24 protein-coding genes are annotated in these 20,016 nt (G+C 44.2%); 3 read left to right on the top strand and 21 right to left on the bottom strand.

Annotation, left to right across the window (positions count from 1 at the left end):
• Nucleotides 1–52: 52 nt before the first annotated feature.
• The 3 genes from ACFORF_RS06525 to ACFORF_RS06515 form a co-directional block, all read right to left on the bottom strand.
• Nucleotides 53–586 carry a YceD family protein gene (locus tag ACFORF_RS06525; RefSeq protein WP_380426575.1) on the bottom strand — a complete coding sequence of 178 codons (534 nt, stop codon included), beginning with the start codon at nt 584–586 and terminating at the stop codon, nt 53–55.
• Between the two features lie 156 nt (nt 587–742).
• Nucleotides 743–1,639: a zinc metalloprotease HtpX gene (htpX, locus tag ACFORF_RS06520; protein ID WP_380426573.1), complete on the bottom strand. Its 897-nt coding sequence runs from the start codon at nt 1,637–1,639 to the stop codon at nt 743–745.
• Nucleotides 1,640–1,659: 20 nt separating this feature from the next.
• Nucleotides 1,660–2,208 (bottom strand): LemA family protein, encoded by a 549-nt coding sequence (locus tag ACFORF_RS06515; RefSeq protein ID WP_380426571.1) that lies wholly within the window; start codon nt 2,206–2,208, stop codon nt 1,660–1,662.
• 135 nt (nt 2,209–2,343) lie between these two features.
• Between ACFORF_RS06515 and rsmG the strand changes: the two genes are divergently transcribed.
• The 3 genes from rsmG to ACFORF_RS06500 all read left to right on the top strand — a co-directional run bounded on the left by rsmG (nt 2,344) and on the right by ACFORF_RS06500 (nt 5,234).
• Nucleotides 2,344–3,057: a 16S rRNA (guanine(527)-N(7))-methyltransferase RsmG gene (rsmG, locus tag ACFORF_RS06510; RefSeq protein WP_380426569.1), complete on the top strand. Its 714-nt coding sequence runs from the start codon at nt 2,344–2,346 to the stop codon at nt 3,055–3,057.
• 8 nt (nt 3,058–3,065) lie between these two features.
• On the top strand, nt 3,066–4,436 hold the full coding sequence (locus ACFORF_RS06505) for a TrkH family potassium uptake protein (RefSeq protein ID WP_380426567.1): 1,371 nt from the start codon (nt 3,066–3,068) through the stop codon (nt 4,434–4,436).
• 126 nt (nt 4,437–4,562) lie between these two features.
• Nucleotides 4,563–5,234 (top strand): potassium channel family protein, encoded by a 672-nt coding sequence (locus ACFORF_RS06500; protein ID WP_380426565.1) that lies wholly within the window; start codon nt 4,563–4,565, stop codon nt 5,232–5,234.
• Nucleotides 5,235–5,572: 338 nt separating this feature from the next.
• Here the strand turns inward: ACFORF_RS06500 and ACFORF_RS06495 are convergent, their stop codons facing one another.
• The 18 genes from ACFORF_RS06495 to ACFORF_RS06410 all read right to left on the bottom strand — a co-directional run bounded on the left by ACFORF_RS06495 (nt 5,573) and on the right by ACFORF_RS06410 (nt 20,007).
• Nucleotides 5,573–5,920, bottom strand: a complete 348-nt coding sequence (locus tag ACFORF_RS06495; protein WP_380426563.1) for a hypothetical protein — start codon at nt 5,918–5,920, stop codon at nt 5,573–5,575.
• Nucleotides 5,921–5,957: 37 nt separating this feature from the next.
• Nucleotides 5,958–6,389: a hypothetical protein gene (locus ACFORF_RS06490; protein ID WP_380426561.1), complete on the bottom strand. Its 432-nt coding sequence runs from the start codon at nt 6,387–6,389 to the stop codon at nt 5,958–5,960.
• A 26-nt stretch (nt 6,390–6,415) separates the two neighbouring features.
• Complete coding sequence (locus ACFORF_RS06485) at nt 6,416–7,693, bottom strand: triacylglycerol lipase (RefSeq protein ID WP_380426559.1); 1,278 nt, start codon at nt 7,691–7,693, stop codon at nt 6,416–6,418.
• A complete protein-coding gene (locus tag ACFORF_RS06480; RefSeq protein ID WP_380426557.1) occupies nt 7,686–8,087 on the bottom strand; it encodes a DUF1310 family protein in 402 nt (133 codons plus the stop codon). The genes ACFORF_RS06485 and ACFORF_RS06480 overlap by 8 nt, the downstream gene beginning before the upstream one ends.
• Nucleotides 8,088–8,176: 89 nt before the next feature.
• Nucleotides 8,177–8,503, bottom strand: a complete 327-nt coding sequence (locus tag ACFORF_RS06475; protein ID WP_380426555.1) for a hypothetical protein — start codon at nt 8,501–8,503, stop codon at nt 8,177–8,179.
• Entirely contained in the window at nt 8,503–8,889 is a 387-nt protein-coding gene (locus tag ACFORF_RS06470; protein WP_380426553.1) for a DUF1310 family protein, read from the bottom strand. Before ACFORF_RS06470 ends, ACFORF_RS06475 begins: the two co-directional genes overlap by 1 nt.
• A gap of 89 nt (nt 8,890–8,978) precedes the next feature.
• A complete protein-coding gene (locus ACFORF_RS06465; protein ID WP_380426551.1) occupies nt 8,979–9,305 on the bottom strand; it encodes a hypothetical protein in 327 nt (108 codons plus the stop codon).
• A gap of 3 nt (nt 9,306–9,308) precedes the next feature.
• On the bottom strand, nt 9,309–9,692 hold the full coding sequence (locus tag ACFORF_RS06460) for a DUF1310 family protein (protein WP_380426549.1): 384 nt from the start codon (nt 9,690–9,692) through the stop codon (nt 9,309–9,311).
• A 124-nt stretch (nt 9,693–9,816) separates the two neighbouring features.
• The gene (locus ACFORF_RS06455; RefSeq protein WP_380426547.1) at nt 9,817–10,647 is read right to left on the bottom strand and encodes an energy-coupling factor transporter transmembrane component T family protein; all 831 of its coding nucleotides are present in this window, start codon (nt 10,645–10,647) and stop codon (nt 9,817–9,819) included.
• Entirely contained in the window at nt 10,640–12,319 is a 1,680-nt protein-coding gene (locus ACFORF_RS06450; RefSeq protein ID WP_380426545.1) for an ABC transporter ATP-binding protein, read from the bottom strand. Before ACFORF_RS06450 ends, ACFORF_RS06455 begins: the two co-directional genes overlap by 8 nt.
• 78 nt (nt 12,320–12,397) lie before the next feature.
• Nucleotides 12,398–12,940 carry an ECF-type riboflavin transporter substrate-binding protein gene (locus tag ACFORF_RS06445; RefSeq protein ID WP_380426543.1) on the bottom strand — a complete coding sequence of 181 codons (543 nt, stop codon included), beginning with the start codon at nt 12,938–12,940 and terminating at the stop codon, nt 12,398–12,400.
• 24 nt (nt 12,941–12,964) lie between these two features.
• Nucleotides 12,965–13,807: an SAM hydrolase/SAM-dependent halogenase family protein gene (locus tag ACFORF_RS06440; RefSeq protein WP_380426541.1), complete on the bottom strand. Its 843-nt coding sequence runs from the start codon at nt 13,805–13,807 to the stop codon at nt 12,965–12,967.
• A 216-nt stretch (nt 13,808–14,023) separates the two neighbouring features.
• Entirely contained in the window at nt 14,024–15,229 is a 1,206-nt protein-coding gene (gene sstT / locus ACFORF_RS06435; protein ID WP_380426539.1) for a serine/threonine transporter SstT, read from the bottom strand.
• A gap of 146 nt (nt 15,230–15,375) precedes the next feature.
• Nucleotides 15,376–16,077 (bottom strand): methionine ABC transporter permease, encoded by a 702-nt coding sequence (locus ACFORF_RS06430; protein WP_380426537.1) that lies wholly within the window; start codon nt 16,075–16,077, stop codon nt 15,376–15,378.
• A gap of 1 nt (nt 16,078) precedes the next feature.
• Nucleotides 16,079–17,140: a methionine ABC transporter ATP-binding protein gene (locus tag ACFORF_RS06425; RefSeq protein ID WP_380426535.1), complete on the bottom strand. Its 1,062-nt coding sequence runs from the start codon at nt 17,138–17,140 to the stop codon at nt 16,079–16,081.
• A complete protein-coding gene (locus tag ACFORF_RS06420) occupies nt 17,133–18,509 on the bottom strand; it encodes a M20/M25/M40 family metallo-hydrolase (RefSeq protein WP_380426533.1) in 1,377 nt (458 codons plus the stop codon). The genes ACFORF_RS06425 and ACFORF_RS06420 overlap by 8 nt, the downstream gene beginning before the upstream one ends.
• A gap of 128 nt (nt 18,510–18,637) precedes the next feature.
• Entirely contained in the window at nt 18,638–19,507 is an 870-nt protein-coding gene (locus ACFORF_RS06415) for a MetQ/NlpA family ABC transporter substrate-binding protein (protein WP_380426531.1), read from the bottom strand.
• Nucleotides 19,508–19,653: 146 nt separating this feature from the next.
• Nucleotides 19,654–20,007: a DUF1304 domain-containing protein gene (locus tag ACFORF_RS06410; RefSeq protein WP_380426529.1), complete on the bottom strand. Its 354-nt coding sequence runs from the start codon at nt 20,005–20,007 to the stop codon at nt 19,654–19,656.
• Between the last annotated feature and the right edge of the window lie 9 nt (nt 20,008–20,016).

The following is a 20,016-nucleotide window of genomic DNA, read 5'->3' as shown; positions in this document are numbered from 1 at the left end:
AATATATTTTTTATTTTTCTCTTTCTCATTTTTCTTGGTGGATGAAACTATTTTAGTTATCAAATAATCCGTCCAAAACTGAAAAAGGGTTCGTTTCCTTATGTTTTTCCTCTTGTAGAGTTTGGTATTGTTCTTGCGTTAAAACAGACCAATCTTTTCCGCTAGGCAATTGATCATCCGCTTCTTCATCGGGTGATAAAACACGTAGAGGAATATTAAGAAGGATATTGTCGATAACACTCTCGCGTAAATTTATAGTCTGACCTTCAAGTACTAGAATCAAGTCAGTATCTATTAACTCCTGATTCGTCTGAACATGCTCCGACTCAATAAAAGGTTCCATAATATCATCCGATAAAACCAATTCAACTGGCTCCATAGAACGTGATGACGGTAAAGTTATCTTGTAGGCCAAATTGTACTGGAGCAGATATAAGCCTTGTTCATAAGTCACCTTGCCAGATGCCCTGACATCTTTGATGTCGATAATCTCAGAATCACGCTGACAAAGTTCATCTTTAACGTTAAGAATTTCATCAAAGACAATTCCTTCTGTTTTTTTCTTGATCTCTGCAGTTGAAAACACGATGCGCCTCCTAATTTTCACTTTTTAATTCCATTATACACTAATGATTAGAATTGTCATAGATTTTTCGTGATATCCTATAAATTATCTTAAAAAAAGAGAGAAAGTAAAAAAACTACCGAATTATTTTAATTCAGTAGCTTTTATCGTTTGGTTTTACATTCTTTCCAACCTAGCAATACGGTCTGCAATACTAGGGTGGGTGTAGAAGAGTTCTTGGAAACCACGTTTGGTTTTAGTGGGTTCATTGATGTAGAGGGCTGCGCTGGCCGAATCAACAGGTTCCTTCATTGCGCCTTGACCCTCAAGTTTGCGCAGGGCCTTAATCATCCCTTGAGGGTTGCGAGTTAATTCCACCGAACCTGCGTCTGCCAGGTACTCTCGCTGACGAGAGATGGCCAGTTGAACCAGACTAGCAGCCAAGGGCGCCAACATCACCGCAATCAAAGAGAACACTAGAATAAGCATTTCCACACCGCTGTCTCGATCATCCGAGCGCCTACGACGCCCACCGCCGTACCACATCATGCGTCCACCAAGGCTGGATAGGAGGGTGACGGCACTAGCCAAGGCCACTGCAATCGTTGAGATCCGAATATCGTAGTTGCGAACGTGACTAATTTCATGGCCGATGACGGCTTCCATCTCTTCACGGTTCATGACCCGTAAAATACCGGTCGTCGCAGCAACTGCTGCCTTATCAGGGCTGGACCCTGTCGCAAAGGCATTAAGGGCAGGATCGTCGATGACATAAACCTTGGGCATAGGAACCTGAGCGACCATGGCCATGTCCTCGACGATCTGGTAGAACTCAGGCTCTTCTGCCTCGGTAACCTCGCGCGCATGGTTCATGGACATGACAACGCTAGTCGATTGAAAAATCATGATAATCGCATAAATCCCACCAATAATCAGAGCTATGATTACTCCAAAGTCCCCCTGACCTGCTAACAGATAGCCCAGGGCATAGCCGATGGCTGATAAAAGTAGGAAAAAGAGAATGATTAAGAGTACCGTCCGTCTTTTATTGCTTGCAATTTGTTGGTAAAGCATAGGATCACCTCACGGTCATCTTAGAATTGTACCTTTGGAACAGCCTTTTCTTCTTCAGGAACTTGAAGAAACTCAGTTGCCTTGAAACCAAAGACTCCTGCAATAATGTTGCTTGGGAAGGTTTCTAGTTTGGTGTTGTAGTTGGTAGTTGTTGAATTATAAAGCTGACGAGAGTAGGAAATCTTGTTTTCTGTGTTGGTCAACTCATCCTGGAGTTTAACAAAGCTTGCATTGGCCTTGAGATCTGGGTAGTTTTCCGCCACAGCAAAGATTCGTGACACCTGTTGAGTCAAGGCATCACTGGCCTGCATGGCTTCTGCCGGACTGCTAGCCTTAGCGACTTGAGCGCGAAGCTCTGCTATTTTTTCCAAGGTCTCACCTTCGTACTTGCTATACCCCTTAACGGTTTCAATCAAGTTGGGAATGAGGTCGTTCCGGCGTTTGAGCTGAACATCAATCTGACTCCAAGCCTCACGATTCTGCATACGGGCCTTAACGAGACCATTATAAGTCGCGATAACAAAGACAACAACAAGAGTGATAACAATAAGGGCAATAATCCATCCCATTTTCAATACCTGATACTATGGATACCATAGCCTTTCTAGTGTAATTACTCTTATTATAGCACGTTTTCCTTTAATTGGCAGAAACCAACCGTTTTATGGTAAAATAGGACCATTACAAACAAGAAAGAGCACCTTATGACCCCTCAGAAATTTTATCAGGCCCTGGCTGACCAGGGTATTGTTCTCACCGACAAACAGATAGCCCAATTCGAACGCTATTTTGAACTCTTGGTTGAGTGGAATGAAAAAATCAACTTAACCGCCATCACAGACAAAAACGAGGTCTACCTCAAGCACTTTTATGACTCCCTCGCTCCTATCCTTCAAGGCGATATCACTCCAAACGAGTTTAAACTTCTAGATATCGGTGCGGGTGCTGGGTTTCCGAGCCTCCCCATGAAGATTGTCTACCCTCAACTTGAGGTCACCATCATCGACTCCCTCAACAAGCGAATTAACTTCCTTAACCTCTTAGCGGAGGAGCTTGGCTTGACTGGCGTTCATTTCTACCATGGCAGAGCGGAAGACTTCGGTCAGGATAAGACTTTTAGGGGTCAGTTTGACATCGTCACAGCCAGAGCTGTTGCCCGCATGCAGGTCCTGTCTGAGTTGACCATTCCCTTCCTCAAAATCAAAGGACGATTGATTGCCCTCAAGGCTGCTGCCGCTGAAAATGAGTTGACTGAGGCTAAAAATGCCCTCGCTCTGCTCTTTTCTCAAGTCATCGAAAACCGCGACTACCAGCTCCCTAATCGCGACCCTCGCTACCTGACCATCGTTGAGAAGAAAAAAGAAACTCCCAACAAGTATCCGCGTAAGGCTGGCCTGCCCAATAAAAAACCGCTCTAGGAGAGGTCATGACAAAATTATTCCAAAAACTCTCCATCACCCAGCGGATTTCACTCAGCTTTCTCTTAGTGATTGCGACAGGGTCTATCCTGCTGTCTCTGCCCATCTTTCATGTAGCTGATGCACCGGCCACAACTTATCTGGACCACCTCTTTACAACGGTCTCCATGGTCTGTGTGACAGGTCTATCAGTCTTTGCGGTAGCGGATGTCTATAATCGCATGGGACAGATTCTCTGCCTCTGCCTCATCCAAATCGGAGGGCTGGGTTTGGTCAGCTTGATTGCCCTGTCCTACTACACCTTGAGGCGTAAACTCTCCCTCTCCAACCAAGCCACCCTGCAGTCTGCCATCAGTAAGGACTCCCATAAGGGACTAAGAGACTACCTCTATCATGTCTTCCAGCTGACCTTTGCGATTGAGGGGATTTGTGCCTTGATTCTCATGCTGGATTTCATCCCACGTTACGGCTGGTCAGACGGTATCTTCAACAGCATCTTTATCGCGATCTCAGCCTTCTGCAATGCAGGTTTTGACAACCTTGGTAGCAACAGTCTGATGGACTTTGCTAAAAATCCTCTGATTAACTTGACCGTGGCCTTTCTCATTCTGGCTGGAGGACTCGGATTCGGGGTTTGGTTTGACTTGCGTGAGAGGAACAAGAAATTCTTGTCTGGCCCTCTCTCTTTCAAACAGGCCTTTCACAAGATTTCCATCCAAACCCGACTGGTCCTTTACACCAACGCCATCATCCTCAGTCTTGGAACCCTTATCTCCTGGATCCTGGAGCGGACCAATCCAGAGACGATTGGGACCTACGCTTTGCCCGACCAACTTCTGGTTTCCTTCTTTCAGACAGTGACCATGCGGACAGCTGGTTTTGCGACCATTTCTTACTCCGCAGCTGAGCAAGGTACCAACTTTTTCTACATGCTGCAGATGGCTATCGGAGGTTCCCCAGGAGGGACTGCTGGCGGGCTCAAGGTCACGATAGCGGCTGTGATTTTCCTGCTCTTCCGGGCAGAAATCAAGGGGCATTCTCATGTTTCCTTCCACTACCGGACCATCTCAGATAGCTTGATTAAGCAGACCCTGACTGTCCTAATTTTCTTCTTTACTGTCCTAGTGACCGGTTATCTCTTGCTCTTAGAAACTGAGCCAACCCTCAATCCTTTTGGACTTTTGTTTGAAGTTTTCTCAGCCCTGGCAACTGTTGGGGTGACCATGGACATCACACCTCACCTGTCAATACCTGGACGCTTTATCGTTATGGCCCTCATGTTTATCGGCCGTGTCGGTCCCATTACCGTCCTGCTCAGCCTGCGTCAGCGCACTGAGAAATCCATCCCTTACGCTAAAGCGGACCTTATTTTAGGTTAGCTCTGCTATTTTTATACTCTTCGAAAATCAAAACAATAGATCCTCGGGTTGCCTTGCCTATCTCTTTGATGCCTAAGTCATCCTGCCCTGCCTATTGAGATTTTGAGTGAGTCTTAAGGAGAATATATGCAACGAAAAATTATTGGAGTCCTCGGTCTCGGTATCTTCGGCCAAACCCTGGCCAAGGAGCTCAGCCAGTTTGACCAAGAGGTCATCGCCATCGATTTTAAGGAAAGCCACATCGAAGCCGTGGCGGATCTGGTTAGCCGAGCCGTTATCGGTGACATCACAGACCTGGAATTTCTACGCTACAGTGGCATCGACCAATGTGATACCGTTATAATAGCGACTGGAAACAATCTCGAAGCCTCCGTGCTGGCGGTTATGAATTGTAAAAAGCTGGGCGTCCAGCAGATTATCGCCAAAGCCAAGAGCGATGTCTATGAGGAAGTCCTCTATAGCATCGGGGCTAACGTGGTTATTTCCCCTGAGCGCCAATCGGCTAAAATTTCTGCTTCTGAGATTATGCGGTCGACCATCGACAGCATCTTCCACCTGGAAGGAGACATCTCCCTGGTTGAATTTACCCTACCGCAAGAATGGGTTGGCAAGACGGTCAAACAGCTCAACATCCGCCAAAAATATGACCTCAACCTCATCGGCATCCGCAAGGAAAAGACCGGACCTGTCGATACCCACATCCTTGTCGACAAGCCCTTGGAAGCCGGTGTAACGGTCCTTGCCATCGCCAATTCTCGTACCTTTGAAGAGTTCGACTATCTGGGATATTTGAGTTGATACTCTACCAAAATCAAAGCTATATGGCGTTAGGTTTCCCTGCCTAAATTCAGCTATGCCTACGTCAATCTGCCTTTTCTGTTGAGATTTTGTGTGAGTATGAAAAACCAAAAAAGAGTTGGAAATAGCTTCCAGCTCTTTTGAGTTACTTATATTTGTTTGAACGGCTCTATAATTTCTGGAGTGGGTTGAAAAAGAGCCGTTTAAACATTAATTTTCTTTACGAGTTCAACTAGCAGAGTGATTCCATCGAATCTCAGAGCAAATTAAAAACAGGGCATTAAAAAGATAAAAAGCTTACTCTAATCCACATACTCTGCTTGAGTTCTTTCTTTTATCTAAATATCGTCATAGCCTTTTATAAAATCCGACACAGATCCTGAAATTTTTTTGGAAAATTGCCCCTGTATGATATCACTCTCACTACCAATCTGTGAGTTAATGGCCGAAAGGTTTGATTTAGTGGTAGTAGCTGTCTTATGTAGTTTATCTTGGAAGTCTTTCCTTAGTATATAGCACTCACGAATTTTAACAGGTGCTAAAGTATAAGTGACATACGCTTTTTCTAGCGTTTTTTCCAACTGAATAGCCTTTTTCTGAAGTGTCTCGTAGCTGTCAACTAAATCATTCCCAACATCTGACATAAACTGGTTCACATGTTTACTAAAATCTTCAAACCAACTCATCTGTATACTCTCTCATCATTTCACCAAGGACTTACCTTTAGTATAAGTCACGTTTCCTATCATCAATATCCTCTTGAAAAGCTAAATCTCTCTGACGCTTAGCCAAGGTGACCCTATCAATTTTTCGCTGATGTTCCCGACGATAGTTGTCTTCAAAATACTCAAATTCATCATCGAGTTGACGCTTATAATGCCGGTATTGGTCTTCGGTTTCGTTCATAAATTGAGATGTCATCTGATGATGTACCGTCAACTGCTCACTCACATCAGCTATAGAACGTTGTAGATGGGCCATCACCGCGTCAGACTTCTCCCTTATGAGATTTTCCAAAAACCTCTTCTTATCCTCCAACAACATGAAACGTTGTTCAAATTGGTAAACTTGTTTAACATGCTGGACTTCCAAATCTTCTAATTCTCGCTCCGCTTTTTTCAAAGCCTCATGAGCGGCATCGAACTTCTTTCCCATTGATTGCCCTCCTCTATCCTAAAACACTAAGAGGCTGTTAATTGGACAACCTGGGTGGCTAGCTCCGCATCTTTAGTCAAAGCTGTCTCAATTCCCGAGCTTATAGATTTCTCTAATTCTGTGAACTGTTGGGAAATTTTCTCTGCTTTTTCTACCTTAGGATCTAGTGTCTCCATCATAGCCCCTACCAAAGTTTGGTAATTTACCCCACCTGCATCATAGGCCGCCTTCACCTCGCTTGGACTAAGAATGAATCCCCAAGGAACTTCAGTGAGTGTCTGGTATATTTCGTCCGCTTTTTGAATCGCTGTATCTCGATCGGTCCTAATTTCTTCTGTCCCCTCTTGGGCAGTTTTAGCTAACGAACTCCCGATAAGCTTTGCTAATTCACTATCAAGTACAAATTTCTCTGCAGCAGTGAAACCTCCATCAGCATAGGCAGCTCCCTTGCTTTCCAGCGATACTACGCCAGATAAGACCGAATTATAAATCAGACTTTGAGAATCATTAGCTAACTTAATCTTGCCATCTCCATCTAATTGATATCCATAGGTCATATGCTGGTCTACAAAATCTATATCTTTAGAATCAGCATAAAAAACCATCCCTACAGAGCCTATACTCCCTTTGTCAGGATCACGCCCGACCATGCTAATCATATCCTTAGGGTCCGCATAATTGTATACACGACCTTTAATACTGTCAACTCGGTTTTGTTGTACCGGTGTTAACAGGGTATAAATATTGGGGCCGTTATAGATATGGGCACTCGCAATACGTTTAATGTCTTCTTCAGACAGGTCTGCCATGGAATACTGAGCATCCATGGAACCAAGGGAATGAGCGTAAATATTAATCTTGGCATTAGGATAGATTTCCATTATGTCCTTAAGGGCAGCCGCAGAAGCTTGAAGTTGCATGGTGGACTGATCATCACTCAACTTAATAGGGGTATGGTCTTCCATTAATATTCGAGTCCCTAAAACTAAATCATTCTCCACCCAGTCGTTCCAAACATCTTGGGGCTGTGACAAGATTTTATCCGGACCTGTTGAGCCTCGAAAGAGAACGGTGACCTCTGTAACCTCACTGGGGGCTTGATTAGGATTTGCGACTACCGCATAAACCTGCTCGCCTGAACTAAAACCAAGGAACCCACGTTCATTGTCGTAAACTTGGGTGACGACTCCAATAGTATTTTCAAACTGGTCAATAACCTCATAATTTTCAATCTTACCTATATTGGGTTGATACTCTGTCATCGCAATTTGAAGATTGGTATCATTTAAATATTTTTCACTCATCAACTAACTCCTGCTTATAACTATCTCTAGTTTTCCAAAATTTTGGAGAGCTCCCATAATATGCTGAAGAATATGTTCCATCTCCGTTATCAATTAAGTTAAAGTCAACAATCATATTCTTATCGTTGTTTATAACTAACGAAACCATTAATCCTCCCATAGGATTATATTCTAAGCTATTTTGATCCACCTCATAAGACTGAACAAAGCCGGTCTCACTAAATGCATTTGAATCTTGCTTTTTCAAATGCTCCTCATACACCTTCTTGGCTTCCTTACTAGTGGCGATGGCAATCATTTTTTCCTTTTCCTTATGTTGATGCATGGCAAACCCTCCAATTCCGACGACTATAATAATAACTAATGCTACTAACATTTTGACGCTCTTTTTCATGTTCTTACGGCCTCCTTTACGCTATCCTATAAACCTAGTAAGCCCTTACCTTTCTTATAGTATAATATAAAATTTAATTTTTATACATTTTATACTACTCCTCTAATCTCATTCTCCATCCAGTCGTTCCAAACATCTTGGGGCTGTGACAAGATTTTATCCGGACCTGTTGAGCCTCGAAAGAGGACGGTGACCTCTGTAACCTCACTGGGGGCTTGATTAGGATTTGCGACTACCGCATAAACCTGCTCGCCTGAACCAAAACCAAGGAATCCACGTTCATTGTCGTAGACTTGGGTGACGGTACCTATAGGACGGTCATACTGGTCTTTAATTTTAATATTTACATCAAGTCCTGGTTGGTACTCAGTCATAGCAACTTGTAAATCAATATCATTAATATTTTTTTTAGACATCATTCATCTCCCTCAGGAAACAGTTTGTAGTAATTTGGAGATTCAGTATAATAGGCTGAAAAGTATGTTCCATCTTCATTATCAATGAGATTGAAACCAACAATACTTGATGCATCTTCATTTAAGATGACATTAACCATCAGTCCACCCATGGGATTATAGTCTAGACTGTCTTCATCAACTTTATAACTGCGGATAATACCATCTTTTGTCAAGGCTTTCGGATCATCTCTACGAAATTTATCCTCATACACTTTCTTGGCTTCCTTACTAGTGGCGATGGCAATCATTTTTTCCTTTTCCTTATGTTGATGCATGGCAAATCCTCCAATTCCGACGACTACAATAATAACTAATGCTACTAACATTTTGACGCTCTTTTTCATGTTCTTACGGCCTCCTTTACGCTATCCTATAAACCTAGTAAGCCCTTACCTTTCTTATAGTATAATATAAAATTTAATTTTTATACATTTTATACTACTCCTCTAATCTCATTCTCCACCCAGTCGTTCCAAACATCTTGGGGCTGTGACAAGATTTTATCCGGACCTGTTGAGCCTCGAAAGAGGACGGTGACCTCTGTAACCTCAATGGGGGCTTGATTAGGATTTGCGACTACCGCATAAACCTGCTCGCCTGAACCAAAACCAAGGAATCCACGTTCATTGTCGTAGACTTGGATTACCCTTCCAATTGTTCTATCATATTGGTCATCAACTCTATCTCCATACGTCATATCTTCATTATACTCTGTCATTGCAATTTGAAGATTGATGTCGTCAATATATTTTTTAGCCATAAATCATTTCTCTCCCACCAACAAGCGATCTAATTTAGCTGATATTACATAATAAGCAGAATGATAGGTGTCATCTCCATTATCAATTAGGTTAAAGTTAATATAAGATTTAGAATCTTGATTGACGATCACTCTTACCATCAATCCTCCCATAGGATTATATTCTAAACTATTTTCATCTATGCAGTAACTCCGAATAACTCCCTTTTCAGTCAAAGCCAAAGCATCTTCTCTACGAAATTTATCCTCATACACCTTCTTGGCCTCCTCACTAGTGGCGATGGCAATCATTTTTTCCTTTTCCTTATGTTGATGCATGGCAAACCCTCCAATTCCGACGACTACAATAATGACTAATGCTACTAACATTTTGACGCTCTTTTTCATGTTCTTGTGGCCTCCTTTACGCTATCCTATAAACCTAGTAAGCCCTTACTTTGCTTATAGTATAACACAAAAGACCTGTACTCTAACTTTGAGCCAGGCCTTTTAAAAACATAGATTTTGTTGATCACGCCCATGGATTATAGAACCTGCCGTGGTTGACGAAAATCAGTCCTAGACTGACGGCTAAGATAGCGACTGCCAGACCGATCGTTAACCAGTCCGCATTCGTAAAGGCTTGGTGGGTGTACCAGGTCCTTTTTTTCTCCTTGCCAAAGCGTCTAAGTTCCATGGCAGTCGAGACCGTATCAATCCGCTCTAGCGATGAGAATATCAGTGGAATAACAATCTGCAGATTGCCCTTAATCCGCTGCATGAGCCCTGCTTTTTCCGACAACTCAAGCCCCCGCGCCTCCTGGGAAGTCCGAATCATGAAGAACTCCTCCTGGATATCGGGAATATAGCGGAGCGTCAAGCTGACCGCGTAAGCCACCCGATAAGGTACGCCAATCTGGTTGAGACTGGCCGCAAACTGACTAGGATGGGTCGTCATCAAAAATAAAATCGCCATGGGAACAGTACAGAAATACTTGAGCAGGAGATTTAACAAGTAAAACAACTCCTGGGCTGACAGGTAGAACCAACCCCAACCCTTGATCAGAATGGTCTCCGTACCATAAAGTTTCCCACCATAATAAGGCGCAAAAACATAGACCATGATGACGTTAAAGGTGGCAATCACCATGATAATCTTAATCACAAAGGAAATGTCGCGCCACCTGATTTTAGCCTGCTTGAATAGGAACAGCGAGAATAAACTGACCGCCAAAATCAGCCGAGTGTCATAGGTCGTCATACAGGCGATAGAAACGATGACAAAAAAGAGTAACTTGCTGGCGCCAGAGAGGCGATAGAGAAAACCTTCTCCTTCACGATAACCAATAAGACGATTAGCCATGGGTACCTCCTTCTGCTGCAATGTAAAACTGAGTCAAGGCAACCGGGTCAAGTGACAGCCGCTCCGCCAAATCATAGATACTAGTCTTCTTGAGATTGGCCTGGGCCAAGAGTTCCTCCTGACCAAAGATTTCCAGGGGACTAGCATCCGCTAAAATCTGTCCATCTGCCACGACAATACAGCGGTCGGAATACTCCATCATCAGCTGCATGTCATGGGTAATCATCACAATGGTATGCCCCTGTTTATGAAGATCATCCAGGAAGGTCATAATATCCGTATAGTGGTCCTTGTCCTGACCAGCCGTCGGCTCATCTAAAATAATAATCTCAGGATTAAGCACCAAAATTGAAGCGATGGTCACCCGTTTCTTCTGACCGAAGGACAGGGCTGAAATTGGCCAAGTCCGAAACTCATAGAGTCCACAGGTCTTGAGAACCTCATGCACGCGCTCTTCTACCTCATCCTCTGCCACCCCACGCAAGCGTAACCCTAGAGCCACTTCGTCAAAAATCATGGTTTGGCTAATCATCTGATTAGGATTCTGCAGGACAAATCCAATCCGCTCAGCCCGCTCTTTAATTGAATCACTCGCAATATCCTGACCCTTATAGCGCAACTGCCCAGCCACATCGATAAACTTAGTTAGAGCCTTAGCCAAGGTTGACTTACCAGCCCCATTTTTCCCAACGATCGCCAAGCGCTCACCCGCATGAATCTCCAGACTCACGCCTTTCAAAATCGGCTCATCTTCCCGGTAAGCAAAGGTTAGATTTTCCACTTCTAGCAAAGGTTCTTGGGCCAATGGCAAAGCTCCTGCAGGAGCAAGTTCAGGCTTAAGGTCTCCCAGATCCAGCTTGTCTAAACTGGACAGGCCAGCTAAGCTAGTTAAGTCAAGCCCCAGATGCTTGAGGGTCGTCACATAGAGTGGCTCTCGAATGCCATTTTCAACTAGAAGGGCTGTTTTGAGCAAATCATCTGGATGGCCATCAAAGAGAATCCGCCCGTCATTAATCAGAATAATCTTGTCTACAGGACGGTAGAGCACATCCTCCAAGCGATGCTCGATAATGATAGTGGTTGCCCCCGTCTGCTCATGGATCCGGTCAATCAGATCAATCGTATCCTGGCCAGACTTGGGATCCAAGTTAGCCAAGGGCTCATCAAAGAGTAAAATCGGACTCTCATTGATCAGGACACCAGCCAGACTAACTCGTTGCTTTTGACCTCCAGAGAGATCCTGAGGACGGTGGTCCAAGAAGTCTGAGAGTTCCAACCGGTCTGCCCAGAGATTAATCTTCTCCCGCATTTCAGACAGGGACTCACCGTCATTTTCCAGGGAAAAGGCAATGTCCTCAGCAACAGTCAAGCCTATGAACTGACCATCTGGATCTTGGAGCACCGTCGATACCAGCTGGGACTTATCGTGAATGGACAGGTCAAAAGCCTCCTGACCATCAATCATCAGGCTACCAGAGACCTCTCCGCGATGGATATTGGGAATAATGCCATTGAGACACTGACCGATGGTTGACTTACCAGAACCTGAAGGACCAACGATAAGGACCTTTTGGCCCTTCTCAATAGTCAAATTAAGCTCCTTCAAGGTCGGCTCCGCCTGAACCTCATACTTGAAGGTGAAATGATTAAAGGTAATAATAGGATGTGTCATAGTGTAATTCTAAAAATCGCTCCGCTATTTCTTCCTAAAAGCAAGAGAGGGACTAGGCAACTGCCCCGCCCCAACTTCTTAATTTTTGGTCAATGAACCAGACTGTGTACGGGTCCGTGCATAAACGACTAGTAAGATTGTTCCTGCAACACCAATGGTAATGGCATTAGAAGTCGCAGCAACGACCCCTTGAGTAAAGAGGTAAGACCACTCTTGAGCGTATTGGATGCGGTCTCCCATTGGACAAACCAAGCCATGGGCTACAAAGAGGGTCACAATTTGAACAAAGTTAAAGAAAACCAGTTCCTTAGCACTAAGCGAGCCCTTAGTCGCATCGTAAAAACGACGGAAGGCACCGATACCAAGACCAACCAAGCCACTAGCAAGAACCCAAGCCCAGGCAACACCACCGTATTGGATGGCGTCCTTGAGGGCATGACCGATGAAGCCCATAAAGAAGCCAACGACAGGACCAAAAATCACTGAGAACAGGGCCTGTACAGCATATTGCAACTGAATGCTGGTATTTCCAAAGATTGGAATATTGATCATCCCAATCAAGATAAAGAGGGCAGCCCCGATACCAATCGCAACAACATTTTTAGTTGAATTATTTTTCATTTCCATTTCTCCATTTCACTACGCTTAGACAGGTTTAATTTCAATTTTCCAGTTTGAGCCGACTCCGACGTTATAGGCCTTGGCAAAGGAACCTTGGTTGATGGCCAGACCGACGCGGTAGAGGGAGTTGATATATAGGATAGGTTGACCGATGCGGACATCCGCAAAGGACTTACCATAGGTGACTTGGTTTTGGTAGACCAACATATCATTGTTGTAGATAGTCACTTCAAAGCGGTCCTCAAACTCAGGTGACAAGGTGTAGAACTCCTCACGTGTGATAGAGGTCCAAAGTGATCCAAAGCGAACATCCAGGATATCCACTGCACCGCGAACGCAGTTGTCTGAAACTTCTGTTTCAACCACTGGCAATTCAACGATGGTATTCACGTCCAGCTCCGGTCCGACTTCTTCAAAGGTGATGTGGCCAGAAGCCAGTTTTGCACCCGTATAAGCATAGACATCCCGTCCGTGGAAGGTGTAAGAATGCTCCGTATTCTGACGACGGTTGGCCACTTCAGAAATCTCGCGTAAGGCCTTAATCCCAACATGCTTTTTCAGGTAAGACAAGGTCCCGTTGTCCGGTGTGACGATATAATGATTTTGCTCAGTCAGGGCCACAACACTACGACGTTTAGAACCCACACCAGGATCGACAACAGAGACGAATGTCGTCCACTCTGGCCAATACTCAACCGTTTGGAAGAGGCGATAAGAAGCTTCAAAAATATTATAAGGTGTGATGTCGTGCGTCAATTGGTGAACACCAAGTGTCGGATCCTCCTGCAAGGCAACCCCTGTCATGGCTGAGACCGCACCGTCCACCAGACCAAAGTCCGACTGCAAGACTAATAAATGATTTCCCATGAAATTCCTTTCTGACTTGTGGTCATCACCTCTCCTGCTCAGCCATGAAACCGAATGGAAAACAGCAAGACAAGAAGGATAAAACCACAAAAAACGTATATTTCATTCTACCATACCAGAAAGCCTCTGTAAAATATGAACTATTAAGAACTAGCTATAAGGAAAAACTATAACAAAAGAGGCTGAACCTATGTCCAACCTTTCTAATAGTTAAGATTATTTTGCCTTCTGACTCCACTCCGCAACCGCTGTAAAGATCACATCTGTAGAAGAATTGAGGGCTGTCTCGCAGGAGTCTTGGATAACACCGATGATAAAACCAACACCAACCACCTGCATGGCCAAATCGTTAGAGATCCCAAATAAACTACAAGCCACCGGAATCAACAAGAGTGATCCACCAGCCACACCAGACGCTCCACAGGCAGAGATTGCAGCTACAACACTGAGTAAAAGCGCCGTCGCAAAATCAACTTCAATTCCTAGAGTATTGACAGCTGCTAGCGTCAAAACATTAATAGTAATAGCAGCACCAGCCATATTAATAGTCGCTCCGAGTGGGATGGATACGGAGTAAGCCTCTTTATTTAGCCCCAAGTCCTCACAGAGTTTCATATTGACAGGAATATTGGCTGCAGAAGAGCGCGTGAAGAAGGCCGTCACACCAGACTCCCTCAAACAGCGAAGAACCAGTGGATAAGGATTGGTCCGCAACATCATAAACACAATTAAAGGATTAATCACCAGTGCAACAAAAGCCATCGTCCCTACCAAAACCAAAATCAAAACACCGTAATCTTTAAGAACTCCGATTCCATTGTCTGACAAGGTCGTAAAGACCAAGCCCATGATTCCAAAAGGAGCTAGATTGATAATCCATTTAACCACCTCAGAGGTGACATCAGCCAACGAAGATAGAATATCTTTGGTCGTTTCTGAAGAAGCTCTCAGAGCCAAGCCAAAGACTACAGCCCAAGAGAGCACACCGATGTAATTTGCGGTTGCAAGAGCATTGATTGGATTATCAACCAACTTAAGAAGCAAGCCTTGAAAGACCTCAGAAATCCCCTGCGGTGGACTGACGTCTGTCGTTGCAACATCGGTCAAGGTCAGGGTCAAGGGGAAGACATAATTAACTAAGACTGCAACCAATGCCGCCGCAAAGGTCCCTATCAAATAGAGTGCCACTACGCGCCCCATGTTGGTCGAAGCCCCCTCCTTATGTTGAGACAAGGCGTTAGCTACCAGGGCAAAGACCAATAGCGGAGCGACGGCCTTAAGACCTCCAACAAACAGATTACCTAGTAACCCAATGACGGTCACTTTAGGTAGACCTAGTCCTAGGATGGCACCTAGGAATACTCCAACAATAATTCGTTTAATCAAACTCGTCTGATTCCAAATCCAAACTGCACGTTTCATCTTATCTCTTTTCTTTTTGTATTTTTAAACAAAAATTAGTATAAACCAAAATATTTGCCCTGTCAATACAAGGGAAAAACTAGGTTTTCCAACATAAATATAAAAACAGAACATGTCTTCTGACCTGCTCTGCTATGTTTTTAAACCTAACGGTGGTTAATCTTCTTAGTAAGGGTATCTCCAATAAACTGGACGGCAAAGACCAAAATCAGGATGAGAACTGTCGCCACGATGGTCACATCATCGTTGTAGCGGTTGTAACCGTAAGAAATGGCAACATTCCCCAGGCCTCCTGAGCCGATAGCTCCTGCCATAGCCGTATAACCAATCAGCGAAACCAGGGTCATGGTCGTCACCCGAATGAGCTCTGGTAGGCCTTCCCTAAAGTAAACCTGTACAATGTCCCAAAAGGTGGCCCCTGATGCCTGGGCTGCTTCAATGACACCACGGTCGAGCTCCGATAGGGCGATCTGAACCTGACGAGCATAGAAAGGCCAGACCGAGATAGCCAGAGGGACAATGGCAGCCGTCGGACCAATGCTGGTGCCTACGATAAAGCGTGTAAAACCAGACAAGAGCGCCAAAAGGATAATAAAAGGTATAGCCCGATAAAGGGATGCAATCTTATCCACAATCCAAAAGACGACCTTGTTTTCCAAGATTCCACGTGGCTGGGTCAGAACCAGCAACAAGCCTGTAATCAAGCCCAAAAGCCCTCCAATAACAAAGGACCAAAAGGTCATGTAAAGCGTGGCATAAATAGCTGTCCACCAGCCAGCTTGACCATCCCAGCCCATCTTATAGACATTGGGCAGATAGACTTCGATAAAATGATAAATGCTCTGCATCCTATTCCCTTTCCTTTAAAATTGTAAGACTGACACCCGCAGTTTCAATGGCCTGACAGGCAGCCTCAATATTATCACCTTCACCAGATAGGATGACAATCATCTCACCTACTGGGGTATGGTCCAAAATTTCAATATTCCCAAAGAGAATATTAGCTGTGACACCGTAGTTTTTATAGAGCTCATTGAGCAGGGGCTCGTCAGTTGATGCACCCGCATACTTGAGCAGAATAAGACGACTTCCCTTGGCTAGATTTTGAACAACGGCTTGTTGGTTAATCTTGCCCATGGCGTCCTCAATCCCCGTCGCCGTCTCGATAAAGTCCTTGGTCAATTCTTCTTTGGGATGAGAAAAGATTTCCAAGACAGAGCCTTCTTCAATCAAGCGCCCATTTTGCATGACCGCCACTCGGTTGGCAATGTCCTTAACAATCTGCATCTCATGGGTGATAAGGACGATGGTCAAGCCCAACTTTTCATTGAGTTCTTGTAGAAGGGCTAAGATTTGCTTGGTCGTCTTAGGATCAAGGGCTGAGGTGGCCTCGTCTGAAATCAGAATTTTAGGATCATTGGCTAGGGCGCGTGCAATGGCAACCCTTTGTTTTTGTCCGCCAGATAGCTGAGCTGGATAGTTATCTGCCCTGTCCGAGAGACCAACCAAGTCCAGTAGTTTTGCAACCTTAGCCGCCTTCTCTTGCTTGCTTAGACCAGAGTGTTTGAGGGCAAAGGCCACATTCTCAGCCGCTGTTTTTTGGGCCATCAGGTTAAAATGTTGGAAAATCATTCCAATCTCACGGCGTTTTTCACGCAATTGCCCAGCCGACAGAGTCACCTTATTTTCATAGATAACATCGTCATCGATGGTAATTTTTCCAGCAGTTGGCACCTGCAAGAGATTGATGACACGGACCAGGGTTGATTTCCCAGCGCCAGAATACCCTACAATCCCATAGATATCGCCTTGGTTAATGTGAATGGTCACATCCTTGGCGGCTTCGATAACCTTGTTCTTCTGGTGGAAGGTCACGTCGATATGGTCTAGTTGAATCATTTTTTTAGACATAAGATGCGATTAACTCCTCTACTAATTCAATATGAGTCACGTAATCAGCGATAGCAATATTTTCATCGCCTGCATGGTCACGACTATTGGCATTTCCTAGACCAAAACTAGCCATGGGAACTTCCAATACTTCATAGACCAGATGCATAGGACCTGTTCCAGGTGATGTCGGGAGAACAGAGATGCCTTCCTCGTAGAATGCTGAAGCAAGTTTAATGACTTTTTGAATGGCCGGTGCTGACATATCAGACCGATAGGCTTCTTCTCCTAAGGTCATGTTAACACGAATCTGATTAAAACCTTGCGAAGTAAGATGCTCTTCTATTTTATGCATAACAAACTCTGGTGTCAAGCCTGGTACCAGACGCATTTCCATCTTGGCAGTAGCCTGAGATGGCAAAATCGTCTTGACCCCTTGGCCAAGATAACCTGTTGACAGACCTTGGATAGACAGAGATGGTTCAAAATACAAACGTCTCAAAAAATCATCGCGGTCTGTAGCTAGTCTATCTAAGGTCAAACCATGCAGCTCTGCTAAATCATTTTGGTCAGTCGGAGCATATTGGCGTACAAGCTCGAGTTCACGTTCACTTGCTGGCTGAACAGCCTCAGCTATTCCTCCAATTAAAATACGACCTTGCGCATCACGCATAGACTGAATGGCCTCCAACAAATACCAACTGGCAGACTCAATTACACCACCAAAGGAGGAATGGATATCCGTATCAGCTGACTGCACCGACAAATCAAAGGTGACAATGCCCTTGTTTCCACCAGTAATTTCTAACTGTCCTTTACTGTTTCGACGACCTTGTTCCCAAATTAAGAGATCTGCTCCAGATAGTCTCTCACGATAATCTGAAAGATAGGCTCCTAAATCAAGGGAAGCAGATTCCTCGGCTCCTTCCATAATGAAAATAATATTGACAGGCAGACTACCTTGCTCAGCCATATAACGTTGAACTGCTGTCAACCTAGCGGTGATATGTCCCTTGTCGTCGTCGACGCCACGGCCGTATAGATACCCGGCATCCTCTGTTAGTGTAAAGGGGGCTCCCTTAGTCCAAACTTGATCGCTATCGGCCGGAACCGTATCATAGTGTTGGTAGAATATCAGTGTTTTAGCGTCTGGTTTAGGAGAGCTGAACTCCGCTATTACAAAAGGAGCCCTATAGCGTTCATCCACTATTACCGTTGCACCCGCCGCCTCAAAAATTCCCTTCAATTGCTGAGCCATCTCTGCCAAACCAATTTGTTGGGCAAAAATCGACTTAGCAGCAATCAATTGACTTAACTGTTGGATGCCAGCTTGAATATATCTATCCGTCTTATACTTTTGATATTGTTCTTCTGATGATGAAACTACCATAACTATCTCCTTCATTGGAAAAGGGAACGTGGCACATGACCAGTCCCCTATTTGTTAATAACCGTGAGCAAACTCAATCCCTAGGGAAATGTTCCATTCTCACATTAATCTTATTCAAATTTATCGACTTACCAAACTGGCTCATCCATACCATCTGAAGTTTCTTCAATGACTTTCTTAACTTCGTCTGTATGGTAAGCATCGACGATAGCATTGATGGCATCTGCCAAGTCTGAGCTTTCCCAATCTTTCTTACCAGCGATAATGTTGTACCATTGCTTAGAGTTTTCATCCTTTTGCTCTTTGTAAAGGGCGTTTTGGTAATCCAATCCAGCCTCAAGTACAAAGGTATTGTTAACCACCGCTGCCGCTACAGATGGAAGAGATCCTGCTGTTTGGCTGGCATCCAATTCCGTAATTTTCAAGTTTTTAGGGTTGGAAGAAATGTTGGCGACCGTTGCCAACTCAGTCCCTGAAACATCCAGCTTAATCAGGCCAGCAGATTGGAGCAAGTAGAGGGCACGGCTTTCGTTGGTCGCATCGTTTGGCACAGCAATTTCAGCACCGTCTGGGATTTGTTCAACAGAAGTATACTTGTTCTTGTTATTTTCTGTACCTGAGTAGAGACGGATTGGGGCAATGTAGGTTTCAGCAATTGCCACGAGGTCTTCATTATTTTCCTTGTTCCAGTTGTTGAGGAAGTTATAGTGTTGGAAGGCGTTGATGTCTACTTCGCCTTCAGCAACAGCCTTGTTAGGTTGAGAGTAGTCTGTAAATTGAGTGAATTCAAGCTTGATGCCTGATTCTTTTTCATCCAAGATTTCTTGGATTTTATCCCAACGTGCTTCTTCAGATTCGCTCAAGCTCATGACCCCAACACGGACAACTGTCTCGTCAGATGATGCTGACTTGCTAGATGACTCAGGTGAACAAGCTGCTAAGGCAAGAGTTGAAGCAAGAGCAAAACCTGCCAAACCGAGTAATTTTTTCAATTTCATAAGATAAATCCTCTTTTCTTTTATCGTGCCACTATTGTCTCATAAGAACTTCTAGGAATCAAATTGTTAGAAATTAGGGTTAGTTATAGTTTTTAGCTATAGGAAATATCTGAAAATTCAATCTTCCAAACTATAGCTCTGCTATTTTACAGCAAAAAGCTGAGTAAGGCTAAAATTGCAGGGCCTCCTTGTTTGAACAAGATTGCCTTATCAGAAGTCAGGGCTCCATAAGCAGCCGCCAACACCACATTGACTAGGTAAAAAAGGACAACCGACTTCAAACCCAAAACTAGACCAATTAACAAGAAAAGCCCAATAATTCCGTTATAGATACCTTGGTTTTGGAAAAGGGTTGTTACCGATTTACGCGAACGCTCTTCAGCTGACATCTTAAAGACCCGGCCAGTCGTCTCAGACTGGGTCGCAAAGGTCTCTAGGTACATGATATAAACATGCTCCAGGGCAACAATGATTGTTAAAATGATGGATAAAAAAGACATAAATTTCTT

This window comes from Streptococcus caprae (assembly GCF_042649745.1).
GTDB lineage: Bacteria > Bacillota > Bacilli > Lactobacillales > Streptococcaceae > Streptococcus > Streptococcus caprae.
The sequence above is the reverse complement of the archived record's forward strand: the minus strand, read 5'-3'. Positions and strand labels throughout refer to the sequence as shown.

What these genes read in the sequence shown, in the direction of transcription:
- htpX (WP_380426573.1), bottom strand. Translation starts at nt 1,639, where the DNA reads ATGCTTTACCAACAAATTGCAAGCAATAAAAGACGGACGGTACTCTTA.
- ACFORF_RS06515 (WP_380426571.1), bottom strand. Translation starts at nt 2,208, where the DNA reads ATGGGATGGATTATTGCCCTTATTGTTATCACTCTTGTTGTTGTCTTT.
- rsmG (WP_380426569.1), top strand. Translation starts at nt 2,344, where the DNA reads ATGACCCCTCAGAAATTTTATCAGGCCCTGGCTGACCAGGGTATTGTT.
- ACFORF_RS06505 (WP_380426567.1), top strand. Translation starts at nt 3,066, where the DNA reads ATGACAAAATTATTCCAAAAACTCTCCATCACCCAGCGGATTTCACTC.
- ACFORF_RS06500 (WP_380426565.1), top strand. Translation starts at nt 4,563, where the DNA reads ATGCAACGAAAAATTATTGGAGTCCTCGGTCTCGGTATCTTCGGCCAA.
- ACFORF_RS06495 (WP_380426563.1), bottom strand. Translation starts at nt 5,920, where the DNA reads ATGAGTTGGTTTGAAGATTTTAGTAAACATGTGAACCAGTTTATGTCA.
- ACFORF_RS06490 (WP_380426561.1), bottom strand. Translation starts at nt 6,389, where the DNA reads ATGGGAAAGAAGTTCGATGCCGCTCATGAGGCTTTGAAAAAAGCGGAG.
- ACFORF_RS06485 (WP_380426559.1), bottom strand. Translation starts at nt 7,693, where the DNA reads ATGAGTGAAAAATATTTAAATGATACCAATCTTCAAATTGCGATGACA.
- ACFORF_RS06480 (WP_380426557.1), bottom strand. Translation starts at nt 8,087, where the DNA reads ATGAAAAAGAGCGTCAAAATGTTAGTAGCATTAGTTATTATTATAGTC.
- ACFORF_RS06475 (WP_380426555.1), bottom strand. Translation starts at nt 8,503, where the DNA reads ATGTCTAAAAAAAATATTAATGATATTGATTTACAAGTTGCTATGACT.
- ACFORF_RS06470 (WP_380426553.1), bottom strand. Translation starts at nt 8,889, where the DNA reads ATGAAAAAGAGCGTCAAAATGTTAGTAGCATTAGTTATTATTGTAGTC.
- ACFORF_RS06465 (WP_380426551.1), bottom strand. Translation starts at nt 9,305, where the DNA reads ATGGCTAAAAAATATATTGACGACATCAATCTTCAAATTGCAATGACA.
- ACFORF_RS06460 (WP_380426549.1), bottom strand. Translation starts at nt 9,692, where the DNA reads ATGAAAAAGAGCGTCAAAATGTTAGTAGCATTAGTCATTATTGTAGTC.
- ACFORF_RS06455 (WP_380426547.1), bottom strand. Translation starts at nt 10,647, where the DNA reads ATGGCTAATCGTCTTATTGGTTATCGTGAAGGAGAAGGTTTTCTCTAT.
- ACFORF_RS06450 (WP_380426545.1), bottom strand. Translation starts at nt 12,319, where the DNA reads ATGACACATCCTATTATTACCTTTAATCATTTCACCTTCAAGTATGAG.
- ACFORF_RS06445 (WP_380426543.1), bottom strand. Translation starts at nt 12,940, where the DNA reads ATGAAAAATAATTCAACTAAAAATGTTGTTGCGATTGGTATCGGGGCT.
- ACFORF_RS06440 (WP_380426541.1), bottom strand. Translation starts at nt 13,807, where the DNA reads ATGGGAAATCATTTATTAGTCTTGCAGTCGGACTTTGGTCTGGTGGAC.
- sstT (WP_380426539.1), bottom strand. Translation starts at nt 15,229, where the DNA reads ATGAAACGTGCAGTTTGGATTTGGAATCAGACGAGTTTGATTAAACGA.
- ACFORF_RS06430 (WP_380426537.1), bottom strand. Translation starts at nt 16,077, where the DNA reads ATGCAGAGCATTTATCATTTTATCGAAGTCTATCTGCCCAATGTCTAT.
- ACFORF_RS06425 (WP_380426535.1), bottom strand. Translation starts at nt 17,140, where the DNA reads ATGTCTAAAAAAATGATTCAACTAGACCATATCGACGTGACCTTCCAC.
- ACFORF_RS06420 (WP_380426533.1), bottom strand. Translation starts at nt 18,509, where the DNA reads ATGGTAGTTTCATCATCAGAAGAACAATATCAAAAGTATAAGACGGAT.
- ACFORF_RS06415 (WP_380426531.1), bottom strand. Translation starts at nt 19,507, where the DNA reads ATGAAATTGAAAAAATTACTCGGTTTGGCAGGTTTTGCTCTTGCTTCA.
- ACFORF_RS06410 (WP_380426529.1), bottom strand. Translation starts at nt 20,007, where the DNA reads ATGTCTTTTTTATCCATCATTTTAACAATCATTGTTGCCCTGGAGCAT.